Annotated in this window: 19 protein-coding genes; 8 read left to right on the forward strand and 11 right to left on the reverse strand. The window is 67.7% G+C overall.

What is annotated here, in order from left to right; translation table 11 throughout:
* Position 1: 1 nt before the first annotated feature.
* From ACN20X_RS10500 to hemC, 3 genes are read right to left on the reverse strand one after another with little or no spacing between them, the layout of a single operon-like run.
* Positions 2 to 1,144, reverse strand: a complete 1,143-nt coding sequence (locus ACN20X_RS10500; protein WP_034399587.1) for a uroporphyrinogen-III C-methyltransferase — start codon at positions 1,142 to 1,144, stop codon at positions 2 to 4.
* Positions 1,141 to 1,950 (reverse strand): uroporphyrinogen-III synthase, encoded by an 810-nt coding sequence (locus tag ACN20X_RS10505; RefSeq protein ID WP_034365390.1) that lies wholly within the window; start codon positions 1,948 to 1,950, stop codon positions 1,141 to 1,143. The genes ACN20X_RS10500 and ACN20X_RS10505 overlap by 4 nt, the downstream gene beginning before the upstream one ends.
* Before the next feature lie 13 nt (positions 1,951 to 1,963).
* Positions 1,964 to 2,902: a hydroxymethylbilane synthase gene (gene hemC, locus ACN20X_RS10510; RefSeq protein ID WP_074921588.1), complete on the reverse strand. Its 939-nt coding sequence runs from the start codon at positions 2,900 to 2,902 to the stop codon at positions 1,964 to 1,966.
* 112 nt (positions 2,903 to 3,014) lie between these two features.
* On the opposite strand from hemC, the gene ppc reads away from it, so the two are divergent.
* Both ppc and ACN20X_RS10520 read left to right on the forward strand, forming a co-directional pair.
* Positions 3,015 to 5,864, forward strand: coding sequence for a phosphoenolpyruvate carboxylase (gene ppc, locus ACN20X_RS10515; RefSeq protein ID WP_016452495.1), 2,850 nt, complete (start codon positions 3,015 to 3,017; stop codon positions 5,862 to 5,864).
* A gap of 126 nt (positions 5,865 to 5,990) precedes the next feature.
* On the forward strand, positions 5,991 to 8,099 hold the full coding sequence (locus tag ACN20X_RS10520) for an EAL domain-containing protein (protein ID WP_016448937.1): 2,109 nt from the start codon (positions 5,991 to 5,993) through the stop codon (positions 8,097 to 8,099).
* Between the two features lie 36 nt (positions 8,100 to 8,135).
* Here the strand turns inward: ACN20X_RS10520 and flhC are convergent, their stop codons facing one another.
* The 5 genes from flhC to ACN20X_RS10545 all read right to left on the reverse strand — a co-directional run bounded on the left by flhC (position 8,136) and on the right by ACN20X_RS10545 (position 12,722).
* The gene (flhC, locus tag ACN20X_RS10525; protein WP_016448936.1) at positions 8,136 to 8,678 is read right to left on the reverse strand and encodes a flagellar transcriptional regulator FlhC; all 543 of its coding nucleotides are present in this window, start codon (positions 8,676 to 8,678) and stop codon (positions 8,136 to 8,138) included.
* A gap of 27 nt (positions 8,679 to 8,705) precedes the next feature.
* Positions 8,706 to 9,032 carry a flagellar transcriptional regulator FlhD gene (gene flhD, locus ACN20X_RS10530; protein ID WP_012204159.1) on the reverse strand — a complete coding sequence of 109 codons (327 nt, stop codon included), beginning with the start codon at positions 9,030 to 9,032 and terminating at the stop codon, positions 8,706 to 8,708.
* Positions 9,033 to 9,351: 319 nt separating this feature from the next.
* On the reverse strand, positions 9,352 to 10,260 hold the full coding sequence (locus ACN20X_RS10535; protein WP_047325849.1) for a sulfurtransferase: 909 nt from the start codon (positions 10,258 to 10,260) through the stop codon (positions 9,352 to 9,354).
* A 93-nt stretch (positions 10,261 to 10,353) separates the two neighbouring features.
* Positions 10,354 to 11,259 (reverse strand): DMT family transporter, encoded by a 906-nt coding sequence (locus tag ACN20X_RS10540; RefSeq protein ID WP_016452492.1) that lies wholly within the window; start codon positions 11,257 to 11,259, stop codon positions 10,354 to 10,356.
* A gap of 323 nt (positions 11,260 to 11,582) precedes the next feature.
* The gene (locus ACN20X_RS10545) at positions 11,583 to 12,722 is read right to left on the reverse strand and encodes an aromatic ring-hydroxylating oxygenase subunit alpha (RefSeq protein WP_016448933.1); all 1,140 of its coding nucleotides are present in this window, start codon (positions 12,720 to 12,722) and stop codon (positions 11,583 to 11,585) included.
* A gap of 340 nt (positions 12,723 to 13,062) precedes the next feature.
* On the opposite strand from ACN20X_RS10545, the gene xseB reads away from it, so the two are divergent.
* The 5 genes from xseB (at position 13,063) to ACN20X_RS10570 (ending at position 18,965) form a co-directional block, all read left to right on the forward strand.
* A complete protein-coding gene (gene xseB / locus ACN20X_RS10550; protein ID WP_016448932.1) occupies positions 13,063 to 13,299 on the forward strand; it encodes an exodeoxyribonuclease VII small subunit in 237 nt (78 codons plus the stop codon).
* Between the two features lie 8 nt (positions 13,300 to 13,307).
* Positions 13,308 to 14,258: a polyprenyl synthetase family protein gene (locus ACN20X_RS10555; RefSeq protein WP_473210566.1), complete on the forward strand. Its 951-nt coding sequence runs from the start codon at positions 13,308 to 13,310 to the stop codon at positions 14,256 to 14,258.
* A 203-nt stretch (positions 14,259 to 14,461) separates the two neighbouring features.
* Positions 14,462 to 16,342, forward strand: a complete 1,881-nt coding sequence (dxs, locus tag ACN20X_RS10560; protein ID WP_473210567.1) for a 1-deoxy-D-xylulose-5-phosphate synthase — start codon at positions 14,462 to 14,464, stop codon at positions 16,340 to 16,342.
* 264 nt (positions 16,343 to 16,606) lie between these two features.
* Entirely contained in the window at positions 16,607 to 17,689 is a 1,083-nt protein-coding gene (locus tag ACN20X_RS10565) for a TRAP transporter substrate-binding protein (RefSeq protein ID WP_016452489.1), read from the forward strand.
* A 196-nt stretch (positions 17,690 to 17,885) separates the two neighbouring features.
* Positions 17,886 to 18,965, forward strand: a complete 1,080-nt coding sequence (locus tag ACN20X_RS10570; RefSeq protein WP_016448928.1) for a TRAP transporter substrate-binding protein — start codon at positions 17,886 to 17,888, stop codon at positions 18,963 to 18,965.
* A gap of 146 nt (positions 18,966 to 19,111) precedes the next feature.
* Here the strand turns inward: ACN20X_RS10570 and ACN20X_RS10575 are convergent, their stop codons facing one another.
* From ACN20X_RS10575 to ACN20X_RS10585, 3 genes are all read right to left on the reverse strand, one after another.
* Positions 19,112 to 20,944, reverse strand: coding sequence for a TRAP transporter large permease (locus ACN20X_RS10575; protein ID WP_473210568.1), 1,833 nt, complete (start codon positions 20,942 to 20,944; stop codon positions 19,112 to 19,114).
* Positions 20,945 to 20,961: 17 nt separating this feature from the next.
* On the reverse strand, positions 20,962 to 21,570 hold the full coding sequence (locus tag ACN20X_RS10580; RefSeq protein ID WP_016448926.1) for a TRAP transporter small permease subunit: 609 nt from the start codon (positions 21,568 to 21,570) through the stop codon (positions 20,962 to 20,964).
* Positions 21,571 to 21,746: 176 nt separating this feature from the next.
* The gene (locus ACN20X_RS10585) at positions 21,747 to 22,937 is read right to left on the reverse strand and encodes a helix-turn-helix domain-containing protein (RefSeq protein WP_017405738.1); all 1,191 of its coding nucleotides are present in this window, start codon (positions 22,935 to 22,937) and stop codon (positions 21,747 to 21,749) included.
* A 267-nt stretch (positions 22,938 to 23,204) separates the two neighbouring features.
* Here ACN20X_RS10585 and ACN20X_RS10590 point away from each other — a divergent pair, with 267 nt between their 5' ends.
* Positions 23,205 to 23,681 (forward strand): (2Fe-2S)-binding protein, encoded by a 477-nt coding sequence (locus ACN20X_RS10590; RefSeq protein ID WP_013803615.1) that lies wholly within the window; start codon positions 23,205 to 23,207, stop codon positions 23,679 to 23,681.
* The last annotated feature ends 14 nt before the right edge of the window (positions 23,682 to 23,695 follow it).

Below are 23,695 nucleotides of genomic sequence, written 5' to 3' on the forward strand. Positions count from 1 at the left end.
CTCAGCGGCCTGCGGCCGCTGTTGCCAGCGCCGCCAGGGTTTCCTGCAGCGCAGGCTGTTCGGTGGTGCGCAGATTGGCCTGGATCTGCTGCAGCTGGGCCTGCACGATCTGGGTGCGCCGCGCGGCAGGATCAAAGTACTTGTTCACGGCCATCCCGGAAGCGGCCAGGTCGGCCCGCGCCGCATCCCACTGGCGCGACAGCAGGGCCAGGCGCGAGTTCAGCAGCTTGAGCTTGAGGTTCTCGCGCAGGAAATAGGCCTGTTCCGGCGCCAGCAGGATGGCGTCCGGGTGGTCTATGCGGCTGACGCGCAGCAGGTCCTGGGCTTCTTCGCGCACGGCCGTCCAGCCGCGCTCGCCCCAGGATTGCCACCAGCGCCATTCGGTGGGGCTGCCCTCGATGGGGGCGGGCTCGGGCTGGCGGGCCGCCTGGCCGGCCACGCCGCGATGGCGGCTGGCGCGGGGCTGGGCCACGGCGTTGAGCAGGGGCATTTCGTCGACCAGGCGCACCAGGTCCTCGATGCGCGTGAGCAGGCCGGCGGTGTCGGTCACGCTCATGCGGGCCAGCCGTTCCAGGTCGCGGTCCAGCGCGCGCATGACCGGGGCCAGCCGGGGCTGGGCGGCGCGTTCAATGCGCTGGCGGGCGTTCTTGAGCGTGGCCACCAGCGGCTGCAGGCTGCCGGACAGCTCGGCCTGCTGCTGTGCCAGGCGGATGGAGGATTCGATGTCCACCACCAGGTTTTCGTCGCGCGAGCGCGACATGCTTTGCAGGAGTTCGTCGAGCTGGGTGCGCTGCAGAGACAGCTCGGCAATGCGCGCCTCCATGACCGAGGTGCGCGCCGCGCTATCGCGGGCCAGGTCCTGGGCATCGCGCGCCAGGGTGCGGGCCTCGACCGACTGGGAGCCGGACTGCGCGGACTGGCGCGCCAGCTGTTCCTGGATATTGCCCAGGCGCTGCCACAGCATGCCGCAGGCAATGAGCGCCGCGACGGCCACGGCGCCCACGCCGTAGACCAGGGCCGAGGAGCCGCCGCGCAGGTCTGCAGCGGGGCTGCTTTGGGCGGAGCCGGCTGCGAAGGCTGCTGCGGAGGATGCGGGCGTTAGGTCCTGCGGGGTGGGGCGGTCTTGCGCTGCGTCGGAACTCATGGCGACGATTCTATCGACGCAACCACGTCCTCCAGAGCGGGCCGGCATTGCTTGACATCTCCGAATCCCATGTGTCTTGCCTGGGCAGCGATTCGCTCGTGCGTAGCGAGCGCTCGCGCTTTTTGCCACGATTGGCCCGGCAGGAGCTGTTGCAGGTTGGCAACGGATTCGGCGCTGCTGAGCAGCCACAGCGTGCCATCTTCGGCCGCCAGGCGTGCCAGTGCCGTCTGGGCTGCATCCCAGGCAGGCAGTTCGCGCTGGTAGACGGCCAGCATTTCGACCTGGGCACCTGCCTCGCGCAGTCGGGCGGCCAGCCAATCGCGGCCGGCGCCTGCCGTGGCCGGCACGGTCCTGGGCGCTCCTGCCTGGCTGTCGCCGCGCACGATGAGCACGCGGTCGCCCGCATGGATCTGGTCATGCACGCGCTGCCATAGCGTTTCGGATTCGAACTGGGCGGCGTCCGGTGGCGGGCCGTCGATCTGTGCTGGCGCAATGCCCAGGGCCAGCAGCGCCTGGGCGGTGCCGGGGCCGGGCGTCCAGGCGCGGGTGGAGGCCGGAAGCCGTGCGGGGTCGGTGCCGAAGAAATGCTGGACGGCGTTGCCGCTGACGAACATCACGGCGCGGTAGCCCGGGCCTTCGCGCAGCGCGTTGCGGGCGGCCTGCAAGGCCTGTTGCGTGGCCGCATCGCGGCAGGGGCCTATGGCCATCAGCGCCAGCGGCTGGGCCGGAAGGCCCCGGGCCTGCAGCGCATCCACCCACGCGGCCGCGTCATGGGCCGGGCGGGTGACGAGTATGCGCGGTGGCATGTGGGCGTGCCGTCTAGAGCTTGGGGACCGGCTGGGCGCCCGCCGCCTGCAGCAGCGCAGCCACGTGCTGGCCCAGTGCGTCGGCACTGGCGAAGTCGGTGACGGTGGCATCGGCGTGCACCTGCACCAGCGGCAGCCGGCCTTCCGGGTCTCCCCAGGCTGCGTCCAGGCGCAGTTGCTGGCCGTCGAAGGTGCCGTGCGCCGCCAGCGGCATGGAGCAGCTGCCGCCCATGCAGCGGCTGACGGCGCGCTCGGCGGTCACGGTCAGCCAGGTGGTCTGGTGGGCCAGCGGGGCCAGGGCGTCGATCAGGTCCTGGCGGTCGGCGCGCACCTCGATGCCCAGCGCGCCCTGGCCTGCGGCAGGCAGCATGCCGGCGGGCTCGAACCTGGCGCGGATGCGGTCGGCCAGGCCCAGGCGCATCAGGCCTGCGGCGGCCAGCACGATGGCGTCGTAGTGGCCTTCGTCCAGCTTGCGCAGGCGGGTGTTCACGTTGCCGCGCAGCGGCTCTATCCTCAGGTCGGGGCGCAGGGCCTGCAGCAGTGCCTGGCGGCGCAGGCTCGATGTGCCGACGACGGCGCCCTGCGGCAGCTCGGCCAGCGCGGCGTAGCGATTGGAGACAAAAGCGTCGCGCGGGTCTTCGCGTTCCATCACGCAGGCCAGCACAAAGCCTTCGGGCAGCTCCATGGGCACGTCCTTGAGCGAGTGCACGGCGATGTGGGCGCGTCCTTCTTCCAGCGCCACTTCCAGTTCCTTGACGAACAGGCCCTTGCCGCCCACCTTGGACAGCGTGCGGTCCAGGATCTGGTCGCCCTTGGTGGTCATGCCCAGCAATTCCACTTCATGCCCCCGGGCGCGCAGCAGTGCCTGGACATGCTCGGCCTGCCACAGTGCCAGCTGGCTCTCGCGCGTGGCGATCACGATGGAGTGGGGGATCAGTGGTTTGGTATTCATCAGGAGCCTCGGGGGGAGCGCGGGATGCTAGCATGCTGCGCCGCAGTAAACCCGGCACCAGGACCGAAGCCCAAGCAAACCGATACGCTGACCGATTCCAGGAGATTCGTTGATGGCCACCGCCCCCCGCAAGAGCAATGCGCGAGATGACAGGCGTGATGACAAGCCTGTCCGCAAGACGGACAAGGACCTGCCGCTGATCGAGGACATACGCCTGCTGGGGCGCATTCTGGGCGATGTGATCCGCGAGCAGGAAGGCGTGGCGGCCTTCGAGCTGATCGAGCAGGTGCGCCAGCTGTCGGTGACCTTCCGCCGCGATGCCGACGAGACCGCCGACCGCGCGCTCAAGCGCCTGCTCAAGGGCCTGACCACGGACCAGACGGTGAGCGTGATCCGCGCCTTCACCTATTTCAGCCATCTGGCCAACCTGGCCGAGGACCGCCACCACATCCGCCGCCGCGCCGTGCACGAGCGCGCGGGCAACACGCAGGAAGGCAGCATCGAAGTGGCGCTGGCGCGGCTGCGCTGGGCCGGCATCTCGGCCGGTACCGTGGCGCAGACGCTGGCCAGGAGCTATGTGGCGCCCGTGCTCACGGCCCACCCCACGGAAGTGCAGCGCCAGAGCATCCTGGTGGCCGAGCGCGACATCTCCCAACTGCTGGCCGCGCGCGAGGACATCGTGGCCCGCGCCCAGCTGTACAACAGCGCCAAGGACGCGCTCACCCCGCGCGAACTCGAACGCAACGAGGCCCAGCTGCGCGCCCGCGTCAGCCAGCTGTGGCAGACACGCCTGCTGCGCTACTCCAAGCTCACCGTGGCCGACGAGATCGAAAACGCGCTGTCCTACTACGAAGCCACCTTCTTGCGCGAGATTCCCAAGCTGTATGCGCAACTGGAGCAGGAGCTGGGCAACACCCTGCCCGTGCACAGCTTCCTGCGCATGGGCCACTGGATCGGCGGCGACCGCGACGGCAACCCCAATGTCACGGCCCAGAGCCTGGAGCTGGCGCTGTCGCGCCAGGCCGACGTGGCGCTGCGCCACTATCTGCGCGAGGTGCACTACCTGGGCGGCGAGCTGTCGCTGTCCCAGCGCCTGGCCGATGTCACGCCCGAGATGCAGGCGCTGGCAGAGCGCTCGCCCGACACCAACGAGCACCGCTCCGACGAACCCTACCGCCGCGCGCTCACCGGCATCTACGCGCGCCTGGCCGCCACGCTCAAGGTGCTGACCGGCGGCGAGGCCGCGCGCCATGCCGTGGCGCCGCAGAACGCCTATGCCTCGCCCGAGGAGTTCCTGGCCGACCTGTGCGTCATCGACGACTCGCTCAGCCGCAACCATGGCGAGGTGCTGGCGCCCCAGCGCCTGCGTCCGCTGATGCGCGCCGTGCAGGTTTTCGGCTTCCACCTTGCCACCGTGGATCTGCGCCAAAGTTCGGACAAGCATGAGGAGGTGGTGGCCGAGCTGCTGGCCACCGCGCGCCTGGAGCCCGACTATTCGGGCCTGCAGGAAGACGCCAAGTGCGCCCTGCTGGTGCGCCTGCTGGAAGAGGCGCGGCCGCTGCGCGTGGTGGGCGCCGACTATTCCGAGCATGCGCGTGGTGAACTGGCCATCTTCGAGGCCGCGCGCCGCCTGCGCGCGACCCTGGGCGCCGAGGCGATACGCCACTGCATCATCAGCCACACCGAGTCGGTCAGCGACCTGCTGGAAGTGCTGCTGCTGCAAAAGGAGGCGGGGCTGCTGCGCGGCACGCTGGACGACGGCGCCGTCTGCGACGTGATCGTCGTGCCGCTGTTCGAGACCATCGGCGACCTGCGCAGCGCCGCGCCCATCATGCGGCGCTACTTCCAGCTGCCCGGCGTGGCGGCCATGGTGCAGCGCAGCGGCGGCGAGCAGGACATCATGCTGGGCTACAGCGACAGCAACAAGGATGGCGGCATCTTCACCAGCAACTGGGAGCTGTACCGCGCCGAGATCTCGCTGGTCGAGCTGTTCGATGATCTGGCCGACAGCCATGGCATCAGCCTGCGCATGTTCCATGGCCGCGGCGGCACGGTGGGCCGTGGCGGCGGCCCCAGCTACCAGGCCATCCTGGCGCAGCCCCCGGGCACCGTGCGCGGCCAGATCCGGCTGACCGAGCAGGGCGAGGTCATCGCCTCCAAGTACGCCAACCCCGAGATCGGCCGGCGCAACCTGGAGACCCTGGTGGCCGCCACGCTGGAGGCCACGCTGCTGCAGCCGACCAAGCCGGCCACGCGCGCCTTCCTGGACGCGGCGGCGTTTCTGTCCGAGGCCAGCATGGGTGCCTACCGCGCCCTGGTGTACGAGACTCCCGGCTTCACCAGCTACTTCTTCAGCAGCACACCCATCCGCGAGATTGCCGAGCTGAACATCGGATCGCGCCCGGCCTCGCGCAAGCCCTCGCAGAAGATCGAGGACCTGCGCGCCATTCCCTGGGGCTTCAGCTGGGGCCAGTGCCGGCTCACGCTGCCGGGCTGGTACGGCTTCGGCGCGGCGGTGCAGGCCTTCATCGGGCAGCCGGGCAAGGATGGCAAGGCCCAGCTGGCCCTGCTGCAGAAGATGTACCGCCAGTGGCCGTTCTTCCGCACCCTGCTGTCCAACATGGACATGGTGCTGGCCAAGAGCGACCTGAACCTGGCCTCGCGCTATGCCGACCTGGTGCCGGACGCACGCCTGCGCCGCCGCATCTTCAGCGCCATCGAGGCCGAGTGGCACAGCACCGTCGATGCGCTGGCGCGCATCACGGGCGACAAGCAGCGCCTGGCCCACAACGAGGCGCTGGCGCGCTCCATCCGCCACCGCTTTCCCTACATCGATCCGCTGCACCATCTGCAGGTGGAGCTGGTGCGCCGCTGGCGCGGCGGCCAGACCGATGAGCGCATCAAGACCGGCATCCACCTGTCGATCAATGGCATTGCGGCCGGCGTGCGCAATACCGGCTGAGCGAGGGCGCGAGCGGGCCGGGAGGCCCCTCGCGCCGCCATGCGCAGGGCGCCGGCCGGCCGCCGTGTAGGATGTGCTTCGGACAGGGGCGCATGACTCCTGCCGGGAAGTGAAGGGTGGGAGCTTATGGGCAACAAGACGCCATGGCCGGGGTTCCCGGACATGCAACTGTTCCTGACGCAGCGCCTGGCCAGGCTGGCCGGTGCCAACTCCATGCGGGCCATACGCGAAGGCCTGCTCTGGCTGGTCCCATGCCTGCTGGTCTCGGCCCTGTTTCTCATACTGTCGGCGCTGGCGCAGATGTCCGGCCAGCCCGAGCCCGTGGTGCAGCTTCTTGCGGGCCTGCATGCGCAGATCGGCAGCATCCTGCCGCTGCTGGTGGCCGCCTCCATCGGCTACATGCTCTCCATACGCCACAGGCTGCCGCGCCTGCCGGTGACCTTTCTGTGCTTTGCCCATGTGCAGATGGCCATCTTCCTGCTGCGCGAGCATCCGCGCGCGGCCGCCACGCTGGTGCTGTTCATCGCCATAGCCTCGCCCCTGATCACCGTGCCGCTGATGGCCAGGCTCAGCGCCATGCGCTGGACGCGCATTGCGCGCACGGGCTTTGTGGGCGAGAACGTACGCGAGGTGATGAACCTGGTCGTGCCCGGCTCCATCGTCGCGCTGCTGCTGGTGGTGCTGCTGCTGGGCCTGCAGCAGGTGCTGCCCGATATCACCCAGGCCGAACTGCCGCTGGCCATCGCCACCCCCGAGAGCCCCTATCGCAGCGGGTTGACGCTGACGCTGCTCAATTCCGTGCTCTGGTTCTTTGGCGTGCAGGGCTACTACGCCATGCAACCCTTCTTCCAGGTGCTGGACCAGGCCGTGCTGGCCAACGCCGCCGCCGTGGCCAAGGGGCTGGTGGCGCCCTGGGCGCTCAACGGCGGCCTGATGGGGTCCTTCGTCTTCATCGGCGGCTCGGGGGCCACGCTGTCACTGGCGCTGGCCGTGCTGCTGTTTTGCAAGGGGCGCGGCCTGCGCATGCTGGCGCTGGCCGCGTTGCCCATCTCCCTGCTCAACGTCAACGAGATCCTGCTGTTCGGCCTGCCGGTCATCCTGAACCTGCGCCTGCTCGTGCCTTTTCTGGCGGTGCCCGCCATCAACCTGGTCGTGGCCGTCACGGTGGTGCAGGCCGGCTGGGTGGCTCCGGCCTCGATGGTGCTGCCCCTGACCGCGCCCGTGGTCTTCAATGCCTACGTGAGCACGGGCGGCGACATGGGCGCCGTGGTGCTGCAACTGGCGCTGACGGTGTTGGGGGCGCTGGTCTATGCGCCTTATGTGCGCTCCATCGACCGGCTGGGCCAGGACGATGGCGCCATCGTGCTGCGCGCGCTGGACACCACGTTCTCCCGGCTGCCCGAGGAGGCAGGCCTGGTCACGCGCGATCCGCTGGTGCTGGCGCACGAGACCCAGGCCCGGCGCGAGACCATGCTGTCCCATATCCGCCGCATCAGCGAGTACGAATTCCACCTGGAATTCCAGCCCCAGGTCTCGCACCGCAGCGGCTTGTGCCTGGGCTGCGAGGCCCTGTTGCGCGCCCACGATTCGCAGGGCAGGCTGCAGCAGCCCGGCGGCTTTCTGCGCTGGCTGGGTGATGCCGGCCTGATGCGCGAGGTCGATCTGTGGGTGGCGGGCGCTGCCGTGCGCCAATGCCGGCTGTGGCGCCAGCACGGTTTTTCCCTGCCGATCAGCATCAATGTCACGGGCGCCACGCTGACATCGCCCGAGTACTGCTCGCGCCTGCTGATGCTGCTGGCGCAGGCCAGGGGCCAGGTGGGCGTGGAGATCACGGAGGAAGCGCTGGTGGGCGATGTGGAGGCGATCCGCAAGGCCATAGGCCAGATCCACGCGCTGGGCGCCAAGGTGGCCATAGACGACTTCGGCACCGGCTTCTCGTCCATGAGCTACCTGCACCAGTTCGACGTGGATGCCATCAAGATCGACCGCAGCTTCGTCGTGGCCAGCGGTCATGCCAAGGGCGCGCTGGTGCTGGACGGCCTGCTGCGCTTTTGCGAGGCGCTGCAGCTGAACGTGGTGGCCGAAGGCGTGGAGACCCAGGCGCAGCTGCAGGCCCTGGGCTTCGAGGGCGAGCTGCTGGTGCAGGGCTGGTACTTCAGCCGGGCCCTGCCGGGAGAGCAGTTGCCGCAGTTCGCCAGCGACTGCGCCGCCAGGGCAGGCGGCGAGACGGTCTGAATCCGTGCTGGTGCATCGCTGCGGCGATGCAGGGGCTCAATGCAGCATCAGGGAGCCGGCGCTCTTGCTCTTGCCGGCGCGTGCGGGCGGATTGCACAGGCCGCACTGGTAGTGGCGCTCGTTCTCGTAGGGCTCGGTCACGAACTGGCCCTTGCACACGGAGCACTGGGTGCGGGTCAGCATCTGCGCATCGACAAACTTCACCAGGCGCCATGCGCGTGTGAAGGACAGCAGCGCCTCCAGCTCGGCGGCCTGGATCTGCTCGGTATAGAGACGGTAGGCCTTGGTCAGTTGTTCAACGGCATCCAGCTCGGCGCCCTTGGACAGGTATTCGTAGATATTCAGGAACAGCGAACTGTGGATGTTCTCCTGCCAGGTCAGGAACCAGTCGGTCGAGAACGGCAGCTGGCCCTTGGATGGCGACTTGCCGGCGATCTCCTTGTACAGGCGGATCAGGCGCTCGTAGGACAGCGTGGTCTCGGATTCGAGCACCTGCATGCGTGCACCCATCTCGATGAGCATGGCGGCACGCTCGATCTGCTTGGACTCGTTCAGGACACTTTTGACGGCGGTGGACATGGCGGGCTCCAGAGTTCTTCGGGCGGATCAGAGGACTTCGGAAACGCGGCTGGCCATCAGGATGTTGGCGTGCAGCGTATTGGTCGCACCGTTGCCGATCTTGTTGCTGCTGTGGTTGGTCAGCAAGCTCCAGACCATTTCGTCGTCCACGCGGAAGCTGGCGAGCAGGGTATTGCGCGAGGCCAGCTTCAGCACCTGGGCTGCCGACAGCGCGGCCAGCAGGTCGCAGGATTCTTCGTTCAGTCCCAGGCGGAACACCGCTTCCGCCTTGTCCTGGCGGATCAGGGTCTGGGCCAGCATCAGGTAAGTGAGGTTGGCTTCGCGGATTTCGGCAAGCAGCTGTTCATTGTTCATAGGACCATCCTTTGCATCTCGGCAGCCGCAACACCGGGGTAGAAACAAGATGTTCAACCTGTTGCGATCTGTTGGGATGGATTTTGGAGGAGGGTCCCTGGCCGTTGAAGTCGGGGCAGGTCTGCGCCGGATGTCTGGTTGTGAGACGGCGTTTGTAAGATTTACCTTACACCTGTAGCAAGGTTTGGATGACTCGATTTCGCCCGGCCTCTGCCGTCCGGGGGCCTGGGAGCAGGCCGCTGCAGTGGTGTTGTTGCATGTCGGCCTTTTGACACAGTGCTGTCATTGTGCAGCCTCCCAGGGGCGGGCATAAGCCGAATTAGCCGCGCTCCACCGGCCTCTTCGGGTCACTGCACCACTCGCTCCAGCTGCCCGCGAAAAGCCGTGCCGGCGGCAGTCCTGCAATGCGCATGGCCAGCAGGTTGGGCAGGGCGCTCACGCCGCTGCCGCACTGGTGGACCACGCTGGCCGGATCGCGGCCGGCCAGCAGCCGGTCGAACTCGGCGCGCAGCAGGGCGGCGGGCTTGAAGCGGCCGTCGGCCGCAATGTTTTCGGTGAAGGGCCTGTTCAGTGCGCCCGGGATATGGCCGGCCACGGGGTCCAGCGGCTCGACTTCGCCGCGATAGCGTGCCGGCGCGCGCGCATCGACCACGGTCTGGCCGGCGCTGCCCAGTGCATCTAGCACCTGCTGTGCCGTCACCAGCTGCTGCAGCGGCTCGTGCAGCTCGAAGTTGGACTGAAAGCGCGCGCTTTCCTCGCCCGATGCCACAGGCTGGCCTGCGGCCTGCCAGGCCTGGAGACCTCCGTCGAGCACGGCCACATCGCCATGTCCGGCCCACTGCAGCATCCACCACAGGCGCCCGCAGTAGTTGGCGCCATTGCGGTCATAGACCACGGCCTGCATGTCGTTGGAAAAACCGATCTCCGACAGCCACATGGCAAACAGCTCGCGGCTGGGCAGCGGGTGGCGGCCGCCCGAGGCGGCCTGCTCGCTGGCCGCCACGCTGCCATGTGCGCCGGGCACGCCGTGTTTTGCGCTGAGGTCATGGTCCAGGTCGGCGAAGACGGCGCCGGGAATATGCGCCTGCAGGTACTGCGCCTTGCCGGCTGCGGGTTGGGCCAGGTCGAAGCTGCAGTCAAAGACCATCAGCGGACGGCCGCCGGACTGCAGCGCGGCCAGTTCCTGGACGGAGATCAGGGTCTGGTAGGAGGAGGTGTTGGATGTCATGGATGCGGAACTCCGAAAGCCAGCGCAGGCGGCGGTGCGCCTGCGGCAAAAGGTCCGATCCATTATGCGACGGCCCCAGGCGGGCCGTCGCCGTCAGCCGCGTGAACGCAGGGCCGTGGCCAGTGCGCCGCTGGCCACGATCAGCACGATGCCGGCCCAGCCGATCAGCGGCACGCTTTCGCCGAACAGCGCCAGGCTCAGCAGGGCGGCAAAGACGATGCCCGAGTACTGCAGATTGGCCACCACCAGGGTATTGCGGCTGTTGCCGGCCGAAGCGTAGGCCGCCGTCATGCAGACCTGGGCCACGGCAGCCAGCACGCCCACGGGCAGCAGCCACAGCGCGCGCCAGCCCGGCCAGGCGGACACGCCCGTGAAGCACATGGCCAGGGCGCCGGCCACGGCCGAGCCCAGTGCGAAGTAGAAGACCACGCGCGCCTCGGGCTCGCCCATGCGCGACAGCGTGGCCACCTGCATATAGGCCATGGCGGCGAACACCCCGCCGATCAGGCCGCCCGCGCTGGCCACGAATTCCTGCGGCGCCGCGCTGGGGCGCAGCACCAGGATCACGCCAACGAAGCCCAGGGCCACGGTGGCGACCAGGCTCCAGGGAAACGGCGGCAGTGCGCGCAGCGCATGCGATTCGGGCTGGCGGCGCAGCTGGTGGCGCAGCAGCAGGCCCTGGCCGATCAGAAACACCGCCATCCAGATGCTGCTCATGGAGTTGAAGGTGGCGGCCGTGGCCAGCGGCAGGTGGCCGATGGAGTAGAACCAGGCGCCCATGGAAGTCACGCCCACGAAGCTGCGCCAGGCATGCTCGCGCGGGTAGCGCGTGGCCAGCGAAATGCCCTGGTGGCGCGCCAGCCACCACAGCGCCACCATGCTGACCAGCCCGCGGTAGAAGACGATCTCCGCCGCGTTGAAATCCTGGGAGGCGAACTTCACACACACACTCATGACCGCAAAGACGAATGCGGCCGCCACCATCCACAGGGCTTGCATATTAATGACCGGATAGAGCCGCACAAGGACCGCGGCGCTGGACGAGAAAAGGGTTGGGTTTTGTTTTTGGCGCATGCCGCCTGGCTGTCTACGGCCCGGGGCCGCGGCAGGGGCACGCGCAAGGCACTGTATTGCATAAGCCAAGACATTGGATCTGCCTCGGGATGCATTGCAGTCGCCAGCCCTGCCCATTGGGCACACCAGGGCGCTTGCATTCAGAAGAGCTGTGCGGCGGGCCTGCCGCTCGATGAAGGCGGCCCGATGCAGGAGGCCCAATGCAGACGGCCCGCACGAATGCGGGCCGTCGGAAGAGCCGGAGCCGATCAGCGTGCGGGGACTGCGTCGCCCATCACGCCGCGATACCACTCATGGAAGTGCTGCATGCCGTCTTCCATGGGGCTCTGGTAGGGGCCGACCTCGTTGTCGCCGCGCTCGTACAGCGCTCTGCGGCCGGCGTCCATGCGCTCGCCGATCTCGTCGTCCTCGATGCAGGTCTCCATGTAGGCGGCCTTTTGCGCCTGCACGAATTCGGGCTCGAAGGCGGCGATCTCTTCGGGGTAGTAGAACTCGACCACGTTCAGTGTCCGGTCCACGGCCAGCGGGTGCAGGGTCGAGACCGTGAGCACGTGCGGATACCACTCCACCATGATGTGCGGGTAGTAGGTCAGCCAGATCGCTCCGCGTTCGGGCAGCTCGCCGTTGCGGTAGGCCAGCAGCACGTCGTGCCACTTCCTGTAGGTGTCCGAGCCGGGCCGGGCAAAGCCGGGCGCCACGCCCACGGTCTGCACCGAGTACTCCCTGGAAAACTCCCACTGCAGGTCATCGCAGGTCACGAAGTTGCCCAGGCCCGGATGGAACGGGCCCACGTGGTAGTCCTCGAGGTAGACCTCGATGAAGGTCTTCCAGTTGTAGTTGCACTCGTGCATCTCGACATGGTCGAGCACGAAGCCCTCGAAGCTCAGCTGCTCGCGCAGCTTCATGCCGGCGAGGTCGGCCTCGATGTCGCGGCCGTTGTCCTCGAACAGCAGGCCGTTCCACTCGCGCAGCCGGTAGTTGTTCAGGTTCAGGCAGGGATCGTGGCTGAAGTGCGGTGCGCCCAGCAGCTCGCCGCTGGTGCTGTAGGTCCAGCGGTGCAGCGGGCAGACGATGTTGCCCCCCGCATGGCCCTTGCCTTCGGTCATCAGGTTGCCCCTGCCCTTGAGCATCACGGCCTGGCGGTGGCGGCAGACGTTGGAGATCAGCTCCACCTGCCCCCTGGCGTTGCGCACCAGCGCACGGCCTTCCTTTTCCTGGGGCAGGGCGTAGTAGTCGCCTATCTCGGGAACGGCCAGTTGGTGGCCCACGTAGCGCGGGCCGCGTTGAAAGATGGTCTCCAACTCACGCTGGAACAGCGCAGGGTCGAAGTAGCTGGAAACTGGTAGTTGGCTTGCGGCCTGCTGCAGTTGAAGACTTAAATCAGACATGGGTGACCTGACCTAAAGACTCCCCACAGGGAGGGTGCGCGTGCGCACGGGATTGGAAAAAGCAAAACCGGCCGTTCCTGGACATGGAGACAGGCTTCACGACTTGAAAACAAGCGGCGCCCGAGGCGTCCTGTCTTGTCGGTGAGCCCGACCGCATGCCTAGGCAAGGGGCCGGTTTGGCGGGGAATGGGATTATAGCCCGTGGGGTTATTTCCGGATGCCCGGTACGTGTATTGCAAGCGGCCGATGGCGCCTGTCAAGGGCTGTCCGGTTATTGGCGGCGCGGTCGCGGAGGGACGCCTAGAATCGTCGGTTCCCCACAACGCACTGCCAACGCCACATGCCCAAGGCTGCCCCCAAGGCTCCCGCCGAGCCCACCAGTTACGAATCCGCGCTGCAGGAGCTGGAGCAGCTCATCGCGCAGATCGAGTCGGGCCAGCTGCCTCTGGAGCAGATGCTGGCCGGCTACCAGCGCGCGGCGCAGCTGCTCGGCTACTGCCGTGGCCAGCTCGACGCGGTGCAGGAGCAGGTCAAGGTGCTAGACGAGGGGACCCTGGCCCCTTGGAGCCAGGATTGAAGATTGCCATGAGTGCCCTGATGACTTCCGCTTCCGATGTTTCCCAGGCGCCGGGCCTTGGCGCGCTGGATTTTCCCTGCTGGATGAACGACCGCCTGGCGCGCACCGAAAGCGCGCTGTCCCAATGGGTGGGCGTGGATGCGCCGGCCGGCCTGGGCGAAGCCATGCGATACGCCGTGCTCGATGGCGGCAAGCGCCTGCGCCCGCTGCTGGTCTGGGCTGCGGCCGATGCCGTGGCCGGCCTGCCGTCGGCCGCCGTGCGTGCCGGCTGCGCCGTGGAACTGATCCATGCCTATTCGCTGGTGCACGACGACATGCCCTGCATGGACAACGACGTGCTGCGCCGTGGCAAGCCCACGGTCCATGTGCAGTTCGGCGAGGCCTCGGCCCTGCTGGCCGGCGATGCGCTGCAGGCACTGGCCTTCGAGCTGCTCGTGCCCGCGCCCGACGAGGCTGACGGCATGCCCGATGCGCTGCAGGCGCGGCTGTGCCGGCTGCTGGGCCGTGCCGCAGGCGCGCAGGGCATGGCCGGTGGCCAGGCCATCGACCTGGCCAGCGTGGGCCTGCAACTGAGCGAGGCCCAACTGCGCGAGATGCACCGCCTCAAGACCGGCGCCCTGCTGCATGCCAGCGTGCTCATGGGCGCAGCCTGCAAGGAGGGCGTGGATGCCCAGGCCTGGCAGGCGCTGTCCGACTACGGGCAGGCGCTGGGCGTGGCCTTCCAGGTGGTGGATGACATCCTCGACGTGGTGGCCGACTCGGCCACCCTGGGCAAGACGGCCGGCAAGGACGCGGCCAACGACAAGCCGACCTATGTCTCGCTGCTGGGCCTGGACCAGGCCCGCGCCCATGCCGACGAGCTGTGCGCCCTGGCGCACGCGGCGCTGGCGCGCAGCGGCCTGCCGGACACGCGGGCCCTGGCGGCACTGGCCGACATGGTCGTGAGCCGCACTCACTGACAATGAAGCACCCCCTGAGTCGCTTCGCGCCTTCCCCCTCTCTACCCGCTTCGCGGGGGAGGGGGGCGACACCCTCGCTGCGGGGCGGCCCTTGCTCGGTGTCCCTTGGTGGGGGCGCGCTACTTGCAAGGGTGGCGTTCGATGCCACAGGCAACTGATACGAAAATATGGGCGATGGTCTTGCGGCCATCAAGATATCTAGCATGACCACGAACACCTACTCCCTGCTGCAGACCATCGACGATCCCGCGGATCTGAGGCGTCTGTCGCGTGCCGAACTCAAGACCCTGGCCCAGCAGCTGCGTGCCTATGTGCTCGACAGCGTCTCCAAGACCGGCGGGCATCTGAGTTCCAACCTGGGCACGGTGGAGCTGACGGTGGCGCTGCATGCGGTGTTCGACACGCCCTACGACCGCGTGGTCTGGGACGTGGGCCACCAGACCTATCCGCACAAGATCCTCACGGGCCGGCGCGAGCGCATGGCGTCGCTGCGCCAGTTCGGCGGCCTGTCGGGCTTTCCGCAGCGCGCCGAGAGCGAGTACGACACCTTCGGCACGGCCCACTCCTCCACCAGCATCTCGGCCGCCCTGGGCATGGCCCTGGCCGCCAAGCAAAAGGGCGAGGACCGCCGCGCCATCGCCGTCATCGGCGACGGCGCCATGACGGCCGGCATGGCCTTCGAGGCGCTGAACAACGCCGGCGTGACCGATGCCAACCTGCTGGTCATCCTCAACGACAACGACATGAGCATCAGCCCGCCCGTGGGCGCGCTCAACCGCTACCTGGCCCAGCTCATGAGCGGGCAGTTCTATGCCAAGGCGCGCGACATGGGCAAGAGCGTGCTCAAGCAGGTGCCGCCGCTGCTGGAGCTGGCCAAGCGGCTGGAGCAACAGGCCAAGGGCATGGTCGTGCCGGCCACGCTGTTCGAGAACTTCGGCTTCAACTACATCGGCCCCATCGACGGGCATGACCTGGACTCGCTGATCCCCACGCTGGAGAACATCAAGAGCCTCAAGGGCCCGCAGTTCCTGCATGTGGTCACGAAGAAGGGCCAGGGCTACAAGCTGGCCGAGGCCGACCCCGTGGCCTACCACGGCCCCGGCAAGTTCGACCCCAGCGTGGGCCTGGTCAAGCCGGCCACGCCCCCGAAGCAGACCTTCACCCAGGTCTTCGGCCAGTGGCTGTGCGACATGGCGAACAAGGACCAGCGCCTGGTGGGTATCACCCCCGCCATGCGCGAGGGCTCGGGCATGGTGGAATTCCACAAGCGCTTTCCGGGCCGCTACTACGACGTGGGCATTGCCGAGCAGCATGCCGTCACCTTCGCGGCCGGCATGGCCTGCGAGGGGCTCAAGCCCGTGGTCGCCATCTACTCGACCTTCCTGCAGCGCGCCTACGACCAGCTGATCCATGACGTGGCGCTGCAAAAGCTGCCCGTGGTCTTTGCGCTGGACCGTGCGGGCCTGGTCGGCGCCGACGGCGCCACGCATGCCGGTGCCTACGACATCGCCTTCGTGCGCTGCGTTCCCCACATGAGCATGGCCTGCCCGGCCGACGAGCGCGAATGCCGCCAACTGCTCACCACGGCCTACGAGCAGGACCATCCGGTGGCCGTGCGCTACCCGCGTGGGGCGGGCGTGGGCGTGGCCCCGCTGGAGAGCCTGCAGGGCCTGCCCTTCGGCAAGGGCGAGGTGCGCCGCGAATCGGCGGCGAAGAAGGTCGCCATCCTGGCCTTCGGCACCTTGCTGTATCCCGCGCTGACCGCAGCCGAGGCGCTGGACGCCACCGTGGTCAACATGCGCTGGGCCAAGCCGCTGGACGAGGAACTGCTGCGCCAGGTGGCCTCCACGCACGAGCTCATCGTCACCGTGGAAGAGGGCTGCATCATGGGTGGCGCAGGCAGCGCCGTGGCCGAGTCGCTGCAGGCTGCCGGCATCACGCGACAGCTGCTGCAGCTGGGCCTGCCCGACGAGTTCATCGAGCACGGCGATCCCGCCAGGCTGCTGGCCCTGCAGGGGCTGGACGCGGCCGGCATCGAGGCGTCGGTGCGCGCCCACCTGGCGCCCGAGCGCGCCGTGGCCTGAAGATGGGACGGGCCTGTGCCCCGCGATGGGGCGCATCGCGCATGCCGAGCAGGACTACGCGGGGGAAAACCCCGTCCGCGCTTGCTTTGCGGCGTTTTTAGAATCGATACCACCTGATACAGTGTGAATGCACGTGCGAACGTGCGTTTTTTTTGCCGCCGGGCCCCCAAGGCAGAAGCGGCCCCTCGGAGGGGCAGCGGACCTTGCGCAGCAAGGGGTGGTGGTGGCTTTTTCTGACTGACAACACATCGCGGAGAGACATTCATGGACCGTCGTTCGATCATCAAACATGCGGGAATCGCCGGCGTGCTGGCTGTGGGAGCCGCACCCGCAGTCCACGCCCAGGAGGCGGTCCGCTGGCGTCTGGCCGCGAGCTTTCCCAAGTCGCTGGACACCATCTTCGGCTCGGCCGAAATGTTCTCCAAGACGCTCAAGGCGATGTCGGGCGGCAAGTTCGAAGTCTCGGTGCATGCGGCCGGTGAGCTGATGCCCGCCTTCGGCGTGGTCGACGGCATCCAGAACGGCACCATCGAGATGGCGCTGACGGCGCCCTACTACTTCACCGGCAAGGACTACATCTTCGCCTTCGGCTGCGCCGTGCCCTTCGGCCTGACGGCGCGCCAGATGGATGCATGGATGGAGCACGGCGGCGGCCGCAAGCTCATGGACGAGTTCTATGCCCAGTACAACATCAAGAGCCAGAGCGCAGGCAACACGGGCACCCAGATGGGCGGCTGGTTCCGCAAGGAGATCAAGTCGGTGGCCGATCTCAAGGGCCTGAAGATGCGCCTGGGCGGCGGCCTGTTCGGCGACGCCATGCTCAAGCTCGGCGTGGTCGCGCAGAACATGCCCGTGGGCGAGGTCTACCAGGCGCTTGAAAAGGGCACGCTGGATGCCGTGGAGTTCGTGGGTCCGTACGACGACCAGAAGCTGGGCTTCAACAAGGTCGCTCCCTACTACTACTACCCCGGCTGGTGGGAAGGCGGCGCCGAGCTGGAGTTCTTCATCAACACCAAGGCGTATGCGGCCCTGTCGCCCGAGTACAAGGCCATGGTCGATGCGGCCTGCAACGTGGCAGCGCGCGACATGACGGCCAAGTACGACGCCAACAACCCCGTGGCGCTCAAGAAGCTGGTGGCCGACAAGACCCAGCTCAAGGCCTTCCCCAAGGACTTCATGGATGCCGGCTACAAGGCCGTCATGGAGATCATGGCCGAGCATGACGCCAAGTCGCCCATGTTCAAGAAGATCAACCAGAGCCTGCGCACCTTCCAGCGCGACCAGCTGCTGTGGGAGCGCTTCTCGGAGTTCCGCTACAACAGCTACATGACCACGGCCAAGCTGTAAGCAGGTCTGCAGCCAGCAGCACGCACAAGGACGGTCCATGCCTTCCACGCCTGCAGGCCAAGCCCGCGTCCCCTCTGCGAAATGCAGCGGGGACGGCGGGCTTTTTTGTTCCGATGATGTATGTGGGCCGAGCTGCCAAGAGCAGTCCGGCCTTTTTTGAATGCTCTCAAGCAGAGCGAATCAGGAGGAGACAGAGATGGACAGAAGAAAAGCACTCAAGCACGCCGGTCTGGCCGGCGTATTGACTGCCGCAGCGGCGCCAGCCGTTCATGCGCAGGCGGCGGTGCGCTGGCGCCTGGCGTCCAGCTTTCCGCGTTCGCTGGACACCATCTACGGCTCTGCCGAGGTGTTTTCCAAGGCGATCAAGGAAATGTCGGGCGGCAAGTTCGAGGTGTCGGTGCATGCGGCCGGCGAGCTGATGCCCGCCTTCGGCGTGGTCGATGGCGTGCAAAACGGCACGGTGGAGATCGCGCACACGGCGCCCTACTACTTCTTCGGCAAGAACGAGGCCTTTGCCATCGGCGGCGCCATTCCGTTCGGCATGAACTCGCGCCAGCTCACGGCCTGGAACGTGGACGGCAACGGCGGCAAGCTGATGCGCGAGTTCTATGCCGAATACGGCATCGTCAACTTCCTGGGCGGCAACACCGGCGCCCAGATGGGGGGCTGGTTCCGCAAGGAGGTCAAGACGACCGAGGACATCAAGGGCCTGAAGTTCCGCATCGGCGGCTTCGCGGGCCGGATCATCGAGCGCATGGGCGGCGTGCCCCAGAACATCCCGGGTGGCGAAATCTACCAGGCGCTGGAAAAGGGCACCATCGATGCGGCCGAATGGATCGGCCCCTATGACGACCTCAAGCTGGGCTTCAACAAGGTCGCGCCGTTCTACTACTACCCCGGCTGGTGGGAAGGCAGCCTGAACCTCGAGTTCTACGTGAACCAGAAGGCGCTGGCCGCGCTGACGCCCGAGCAGCGCGCCATGGTGCAGGCCGCCTCGCACGAGGCCCATGTGGTCACCCAGGCCCGCTACGACGCGCGCAATCCCGGCGCGCTCAAGCAACTGGTGGCCAGCAAGGCCAAGGTGCTGGCCTTCCCGCAGACCGTGCTCGATGCCTCCTACAAGACCACCATGGCGGTCTATGCGGAGCTGGCCGAGAAAAACCCTGCATGGAAGAAGATCTACAGCGACTACCGCAACTTCCAGCGCGACGAGGTGCTGTGGTTCCGCTTCGCCGAGGCGCGCTACGACGCCTTCATGTCGGCGCAGAAGCTGTGAAGTCGCGGCGCCCTCGGGCGTCATGCGCGAAAGCCGGGCACTGCCCGGCTTTTTTCATGCGCGCAGGGGACCGGCGCACGCCGGGGTCCGAACGAAAAAAGGCCCCGCGGTTGCGGGGCCTTTGCTGTCCTTGAGGGAGCCTGCGATCAGCTGCCGGACTTGCTCTCGCCCGGCGTGGCCGGCTGCTCGCGCTGCAGCTGGTCCTGCAGCGCCTTGAGCGCATCGTCCTCACCGCCCGCCGGGGCCGAGGGCTCGCCAGGGGTGCCCTCGGGTGTGGGGGGCTGGTTCGCGCCGTCGCCGTTGAACATGGGGTCGTTGAAGTCGATGGCCTCGGGCATGGATGCCTCCATCTCCTGGCGCACCTTGTCCAGGTCGTACTCCACCTTCTTGTCCAGCCCGCTGGATACGATGCCGGGGAAGATGATGATCAGGGCCACCATGACCAGCTGGATCAGCAGGAAGGGGATGGCGCCCGCATAGATCTGCATGGTGGTCACGGGCTCGGTCATCTTCTTGGTGACCTTGTCCACGTAGGCCTTGGCCGGGGCCACGCTGCGCAGGAAGAACAGCGCGAAGCCGAAGGGCGGGTGCATGAACGAGGTCTGCATGTTCACGGCCAGCAGCACGCCGAACCAGACCAGGTCGATGCCCAGCTTGTCGGCCACGGGGGCCAGCAGCGGCACGACGATGAAGGACAGCTCGAAGAAGTCCAGGAAGAAGGCCAGCACGAAGATCATGATGTTGACCACGATCAGGAAGCCGATCTCGCCGCCGGGCAGGGACACCAGCAGCTCCTCCACCCACTTGGGGCCGTCCACGCCCTGGAAGGTCAGGCCGAACATGGTCGCGCCGATCAGGATGAACATCACGAAGCACGACAGCTTGGTGGTGGACATCAGCGCCTGCTTGAGCAGGTCCATGCTCAGGCGGCCGCGCACGAAGGCCATGACGGCCGCGCCCAGTGCGCCCATGGCGCCGCCTTCGGTGGGGGTTGCCACGCCCAGGAAGATGGTGCCCAGCACCAGGAAGATCAGCAGCAGCGGCGGGATCAGCACGAAGGTCACGCGCTCGGCCATGCGGCTGAGCAGGTGCAGGCCCGTGAGCTTGTTGAACATGGCGGCGATGAAGGCCAGCGCCACGCCGAAGCACATGGACACCACGATGGTCTCGTCCAGAGCGACCTTCTCCACCACATCGCCGGACCACCAAGTGTGCAGCTGGGGCATGTACTGGGCGACCACCATCGAGGCCGCCACGCACAGCACGGTCAGCACCAGGGTGGAGGGCAGGCCGGAGTTGCCATTGGGCTCGCGCAGCGTGCGCGCCTCGGGCGGCAGGGCGGGCACCATGGCGGGCTTGAAGATGGCCAGCACGACGATGAACAGCGCATAGAAGCCCGTCAGCATCAGGCCAGGCAGGAAGGCGCCCTTGTACATGTCGCCCACGCTGCGGCCCAGCTGGTCGGCCAGCACGATCAGCACCAGGGATGGCGGAATGATCTGCGCCAGCGTGCCCGAGGCCGCGATCACGCCCGAGGCCACCCGGCGGTCATAGCCGTAGCGCATCATGATGGGCAGGGAGATCAGACCCATGGAGATCACCGATGCCGCGACCACGCCCGTGGTCGCCGCCAGCAGCGCGCCCACGAAGATCACCGCAAAGGCCACGCCGCCGCGCACGGGGCCGAAGAGCTGGCCCACGGTCTCCAGCAGGTCCTCGGCCATGCCGCTTCGCTCCAGTATCAGCCCCATGAGGGTGAAGAACGGTATGGCCAGCATCGTCTCGTTCTGCATGATGCCGAAGATGCGCAGCGGAAGGGCCTGCAGCAGGGCTTCGGGCAGCACGCCCAGTTCGATGCCGACAAAGGCGAAGAACAGTCCGCAGGCGCCCAGGCTGAATGCCACGGGAAAACCCACGAGCAGGAAAAGTATCAGCCCCGCGAACATGATCGGGGCCAGGTTGTGGATCACGAATTCCATGATGTCTGTTTCCCCGATCAGGCGCCTTGCCCGCTTTTGTCCTTGGCTCCTGCCAGCCCGCGCAGGGCTTCGGCCAGGTCTTGCTCTGCGGTCTTCTCGCCCTTCTTGGCCGTGGGATCGTCGATCAGGCCCTTCAGGAAGGCGATGCGCTTGATCAGCTCCGACATGCCCTGCAGCAGCAGCAGCCCGAAGCCCAGGGGAATCATCAGGTAGACGGGCCAGCGCACCAGGCCGCCTGCATTGCCCGACATCTCGCCGGTCTGGATGGCCTGGATCACGAACGGCGTGCCGAACCACAGGATGGCCAGCGCCATGGGGGTCAGGAAAAAGACGAAGCCGAAGATGTCGATCCAGATCTGCGTGCGCTTGGACAGGCGGCTGGCGATCACATCCACCTTCACGTGCTCGCCCTGCAGCAGCGTGTAGCCGGCGGCCAGCAGGAAGGAGGCGGCGAACAGGTACCACTGCACTTCGAGGTAGGCGTTCGAGCTGGTGTGCAACACCTTGCGCACGATGGCATTGATGCCGCTGATGACCGTCGAGGCCAGGATCAGCCAGATAAGGCATCGCCCGACCAGGCTGTTGAGCCAGTCGACCCCTCTTGAGAATTTGAGCAAAGCCTGCATGGTGTCTCCAAAAAGTAGGCTGTATTGGGTCCGTCGCCGTACGCCGGCCTGTAGGCCGGCGCGCAGCGCTCTTGTCGGCGCATGGACCAAAGCCGTCGATTCTACGGAGACCCGAACGCCGCAGGCGGCCTGCTCCCCCTAAAAGAAATCCGTGTGAACCCGAGGAAACGTCCCGTTCAGGTTGTCGCGCGGGGCCTGCGGGCCCCCAGTTTTCGGTACATCGTGGCCCGGCTGATGCCCAGCGCGCGGGCGGCCCGGGTCACATTGCCCTGGGCATCCTGCAGGGCCTGCTCGATCAGCACGCCCTCGCTGGCGCGCAGCGGGCTGGCCTGGGCGGCGGCAGCGAGTGCCGCCGTGCCCAGCGCAGGCAGCAGCTGGCGCAGCTGGGGCCCGGGCTGCACCAGTGCCTGCAGCCGCAGGCCCGACCACAGCGGCAGGCGCAGCGGTTCGTTGGGGCGCTGGCGCGCATGCTCCACCAGCGCCGTCCAGGGCATGGCCAGCAGTTCGCTGCAGTGCAGCGGCTGGCTCGGCTGCGCCAGCGGCTGGGGCACCAGCTGGCGCGCCAGGGTATTGCTGCCCGCCACATGCCCTTCGGCGTCCACGGCCAGCAGGCCTTCGCCCTCCTGACCCAGAGGCCCGCCGGGCCAGTTCAGGTGCAGCAGCAGCGCGTGGGGCAGGGCGCGCAGCAGCCGGTCCTCGATGGCGCGGGCGCAGCGCAGCGCCAGGTGCATCAGCTCGGGCCGCTCGGGCACGTCCACGCCCGTGATGTCCAGCATGCCCAGGCAGCGGCCGTCCGGGGCGTACAGCGGTGCGCCCGCGCAGCTGTAGTGGCGGTTGGCCTCGAAGAAATGCTCGGCCCGGTGCAGCCAGACGGGGCCGTGCTCGGCCAGGGCCGCACCGATGGCGGTGGTGCCCACGCCCTGCTCGGACAGGTCCACGCCCACACGGGCGATGGCCTGCACGCGGATGTCGCTGCGGTCCAGCGGCCCCTGCACGTCCAGCACGGTGCCGTGCGCATCGGTCAGCAGGCTGAAGTAGCGCATGGCGCCCACGGCGCCCACCAGCTGGGTCATCACGGGGTGCGCCGCCTGCAGCAGCGCCTCGTGGCCGTCACGTGCCTGGCGCAGCGCATGCGGCCCCAGTGCTTCGTAGACCACGCGCTCGCCCGGGCGGCGGCCTGCCGCCAGGCAGCGCTGCCAGGAGCGCCACAGCCAGGGCGCGATGCCGGCAGGGGTGGCGGGCAGAGTGGCAGGCGGCATGCCGGCCAGCGCCTGCTCGCCGAAGGCCAGGCTGCGGGCCCGGGCGATCTGCGCGTGGCGCGGATCGGCGGGGCAGGGCTGCGCGGCGTCGGGGCTCAGGGCGAACATGGGGCGGGGACTCCTGTGGCTGGCTGGCAAGGGATTGCGAACGGGCTGGCAGGCGGGCACGGTCGAAGCTGGGGGCGCAGGCGCAAGCGGTGCGGGCTGCGGCTGCGGTGACGACTGTGTCATTTTGAGAATATCCGCGCCGCCCGGCCCGGGCTTGCGGGTCAACCCTAGAACGGGCGCCTGCGGGCAGGGCGACCATGGCAGGCGAGGTTTCCGGCGTTCCCCCACGTTCCAGATCACCGCCGAACACAGGCAGGAGACAGCACGATGAATGTCCAGCTCACCGTCAACGGGCGCGCGCAGCGCATCGACGTTCCACCCAACACCTTGCTCGTGCATGCGCTGCGCGAGCACCTGCGCCTGACCGGCACGCATGTGGGCTGCGACACCAGCCAGTGCGGTGCCTGCACCGTCATCGTCGACGGCCACGCCGTCAAGTCCTGCGCCATGCTGGCCGTGCAGGCCGAAGGCTGCGAGGTGCGCACCATCGAAGGGCTGGCGGATATCGACGGCGGCCTGCATCCCATGCAGGCGGCCTTCAAGGAGTGCCACGGCCTGCAATGCGGCTTTTGCACGCCGGGCATGGTCATGAGCGCCGTGGACCTGTGCCAGCGCCAGCCGTGCGCGGGCGATCGCGAGATCCGCGAGGCGCTGGAGGGCAACCTGTGCCGCTGCACGGGCTACCAGAACATCGTGGCCGCCGTGAAAAAGGGCAGCCAGGCCATGGCAGGGCCTGCGGCCTGAGCGCCGCAGGTCAC

It is taken from the genome of Delftia sp. PX-1 (genome assembly GCF_055797465.1).

Coding starts and splice junctions, on each gene's coding strand:
- ACN20X_RS10500 (WP_034399587.1), bottom strand. CDS start 1,144: ATGAGTTCCGACGCAGCGCAAGACCGCCCCACCCCGCAGGACCTAACG.
- ACN20X_RS10505 (WP_034365390.1), bottom strand. CDS start 1,950: ATGCCACCGCGCATACTCGTCACCCGCCCGGCCCATGACGCGGCCGCG.
- hemC (WP_074921588.1), bottom strand. CDS start 2,902: ATGAATACCAAACCACTGATCCCCCACTCCATCGTGATCGCCACGCGC.
- ppc (WP_016452495.1), top strand. CDS start 3,015: ATGGCCACCGCCCCCCGCAAGAGCAATGCGCGAGATGACAGGCGTGAT.
- ACN20X_RS10520 (WP_016448937.1), top strand. CDS start 5,991: ATGGGCAACAAGACGCCATGGCCGGGGTTCCCGGACATGCAACTGTTC.
- flhC (WP_016448936.1), bottom strand. CDS start 8,678: ATGTCCACCGCCGTCAAAAGTGTCCTGAACGAGTCCAAGCAGATCGAG.
- flhD (WP_012204159.1), bottom strand. CDS start 9,032: ATGAACAATGAACAGCTGCTTGCCGAAATCCGCGAAGCCAACCTCACT.
- ACN20X_RS10535 (WP_047325849.1), bottom strand. CDS start 10,260: ATGACATCCAACACCTCCTCCTACCAGACCCTGATCTCCGTCCAGGAA.
- ACN20X_RS10540 (WP_016452492.1), bottom strand. CDS start 11,259: ATGCAAGCCCTGTGGATGGTGGCGGCCGCATTCGTCTTTGCGGTCATG.
- ACN20X_RS10545 (WP_016448933.1), bottom strand. CDS start 12,722: ATGTCTGATTTAAGTCTTCAACTGCAGCAGGCCGCAAGCCAACTACCA.
- xseB (WP_016448932.1), top strand. CDS start 13,063: ATGCCCAAGGCTGCCCCCAAGGCTCCCGCCGAGCCCACCAGTTACGAA.
- ACN20X_RS10555 (WP_473210566.1), top strand. CDS start 13,308: ATGAGTGCCCTGATGACTTCCGCTTCCGATGTTTCCCAGGCGCCGGGC.
- dxs (WP_473210567.1), top strand. CDS start 14,462: ATGACCACGAACACCTACTCCCTGCTGCAGACCATCGACGATCCCGCG.
- ACN20X_RS10565 (WP_016452489.1), top strand. CDS start 16,607: ATGGACCGTCGTTCGATCATCAAACATGCGGGAATCGCCGGCGTGCTG.
- ACN20X_RS10570 (WP_016448928.1), top strand. CDS start 17,886: ATGGACAGAAGAAAAGCACTCAAGCACGCCGGTCTGGCCGGCGTATTG.
- ACN20X_RS10575 (WP_473210568.1), bottom strand. CDS start 20,944: ATGGAATTCGTGATCCACAACCTGGCCCCGATCATGTTCGCGGGGCTG.
- ACN20X_RS10580 (WP_016448926.1), bottom strand. CDS start 21,570: ATGCAGGCTTTGCTCAAATTCTCAAGAGGGGTCGACTGGCTCAACAGC.
- ACN20X_RS10585 (WP_017405738.1), bottom strand. CDS start 22,937: ATGTTCGCCCTGAGCCCCGACGCCGCGCAGCCCTGCCCCGCCGATCCG.
- ACN20X_RS10590 (WP_013803615.1), top strand. CDS start 23,205: ATGAATGTCCAGCTCACCGTCAACGGGCGCGCGCAGCGCATCGACGTT.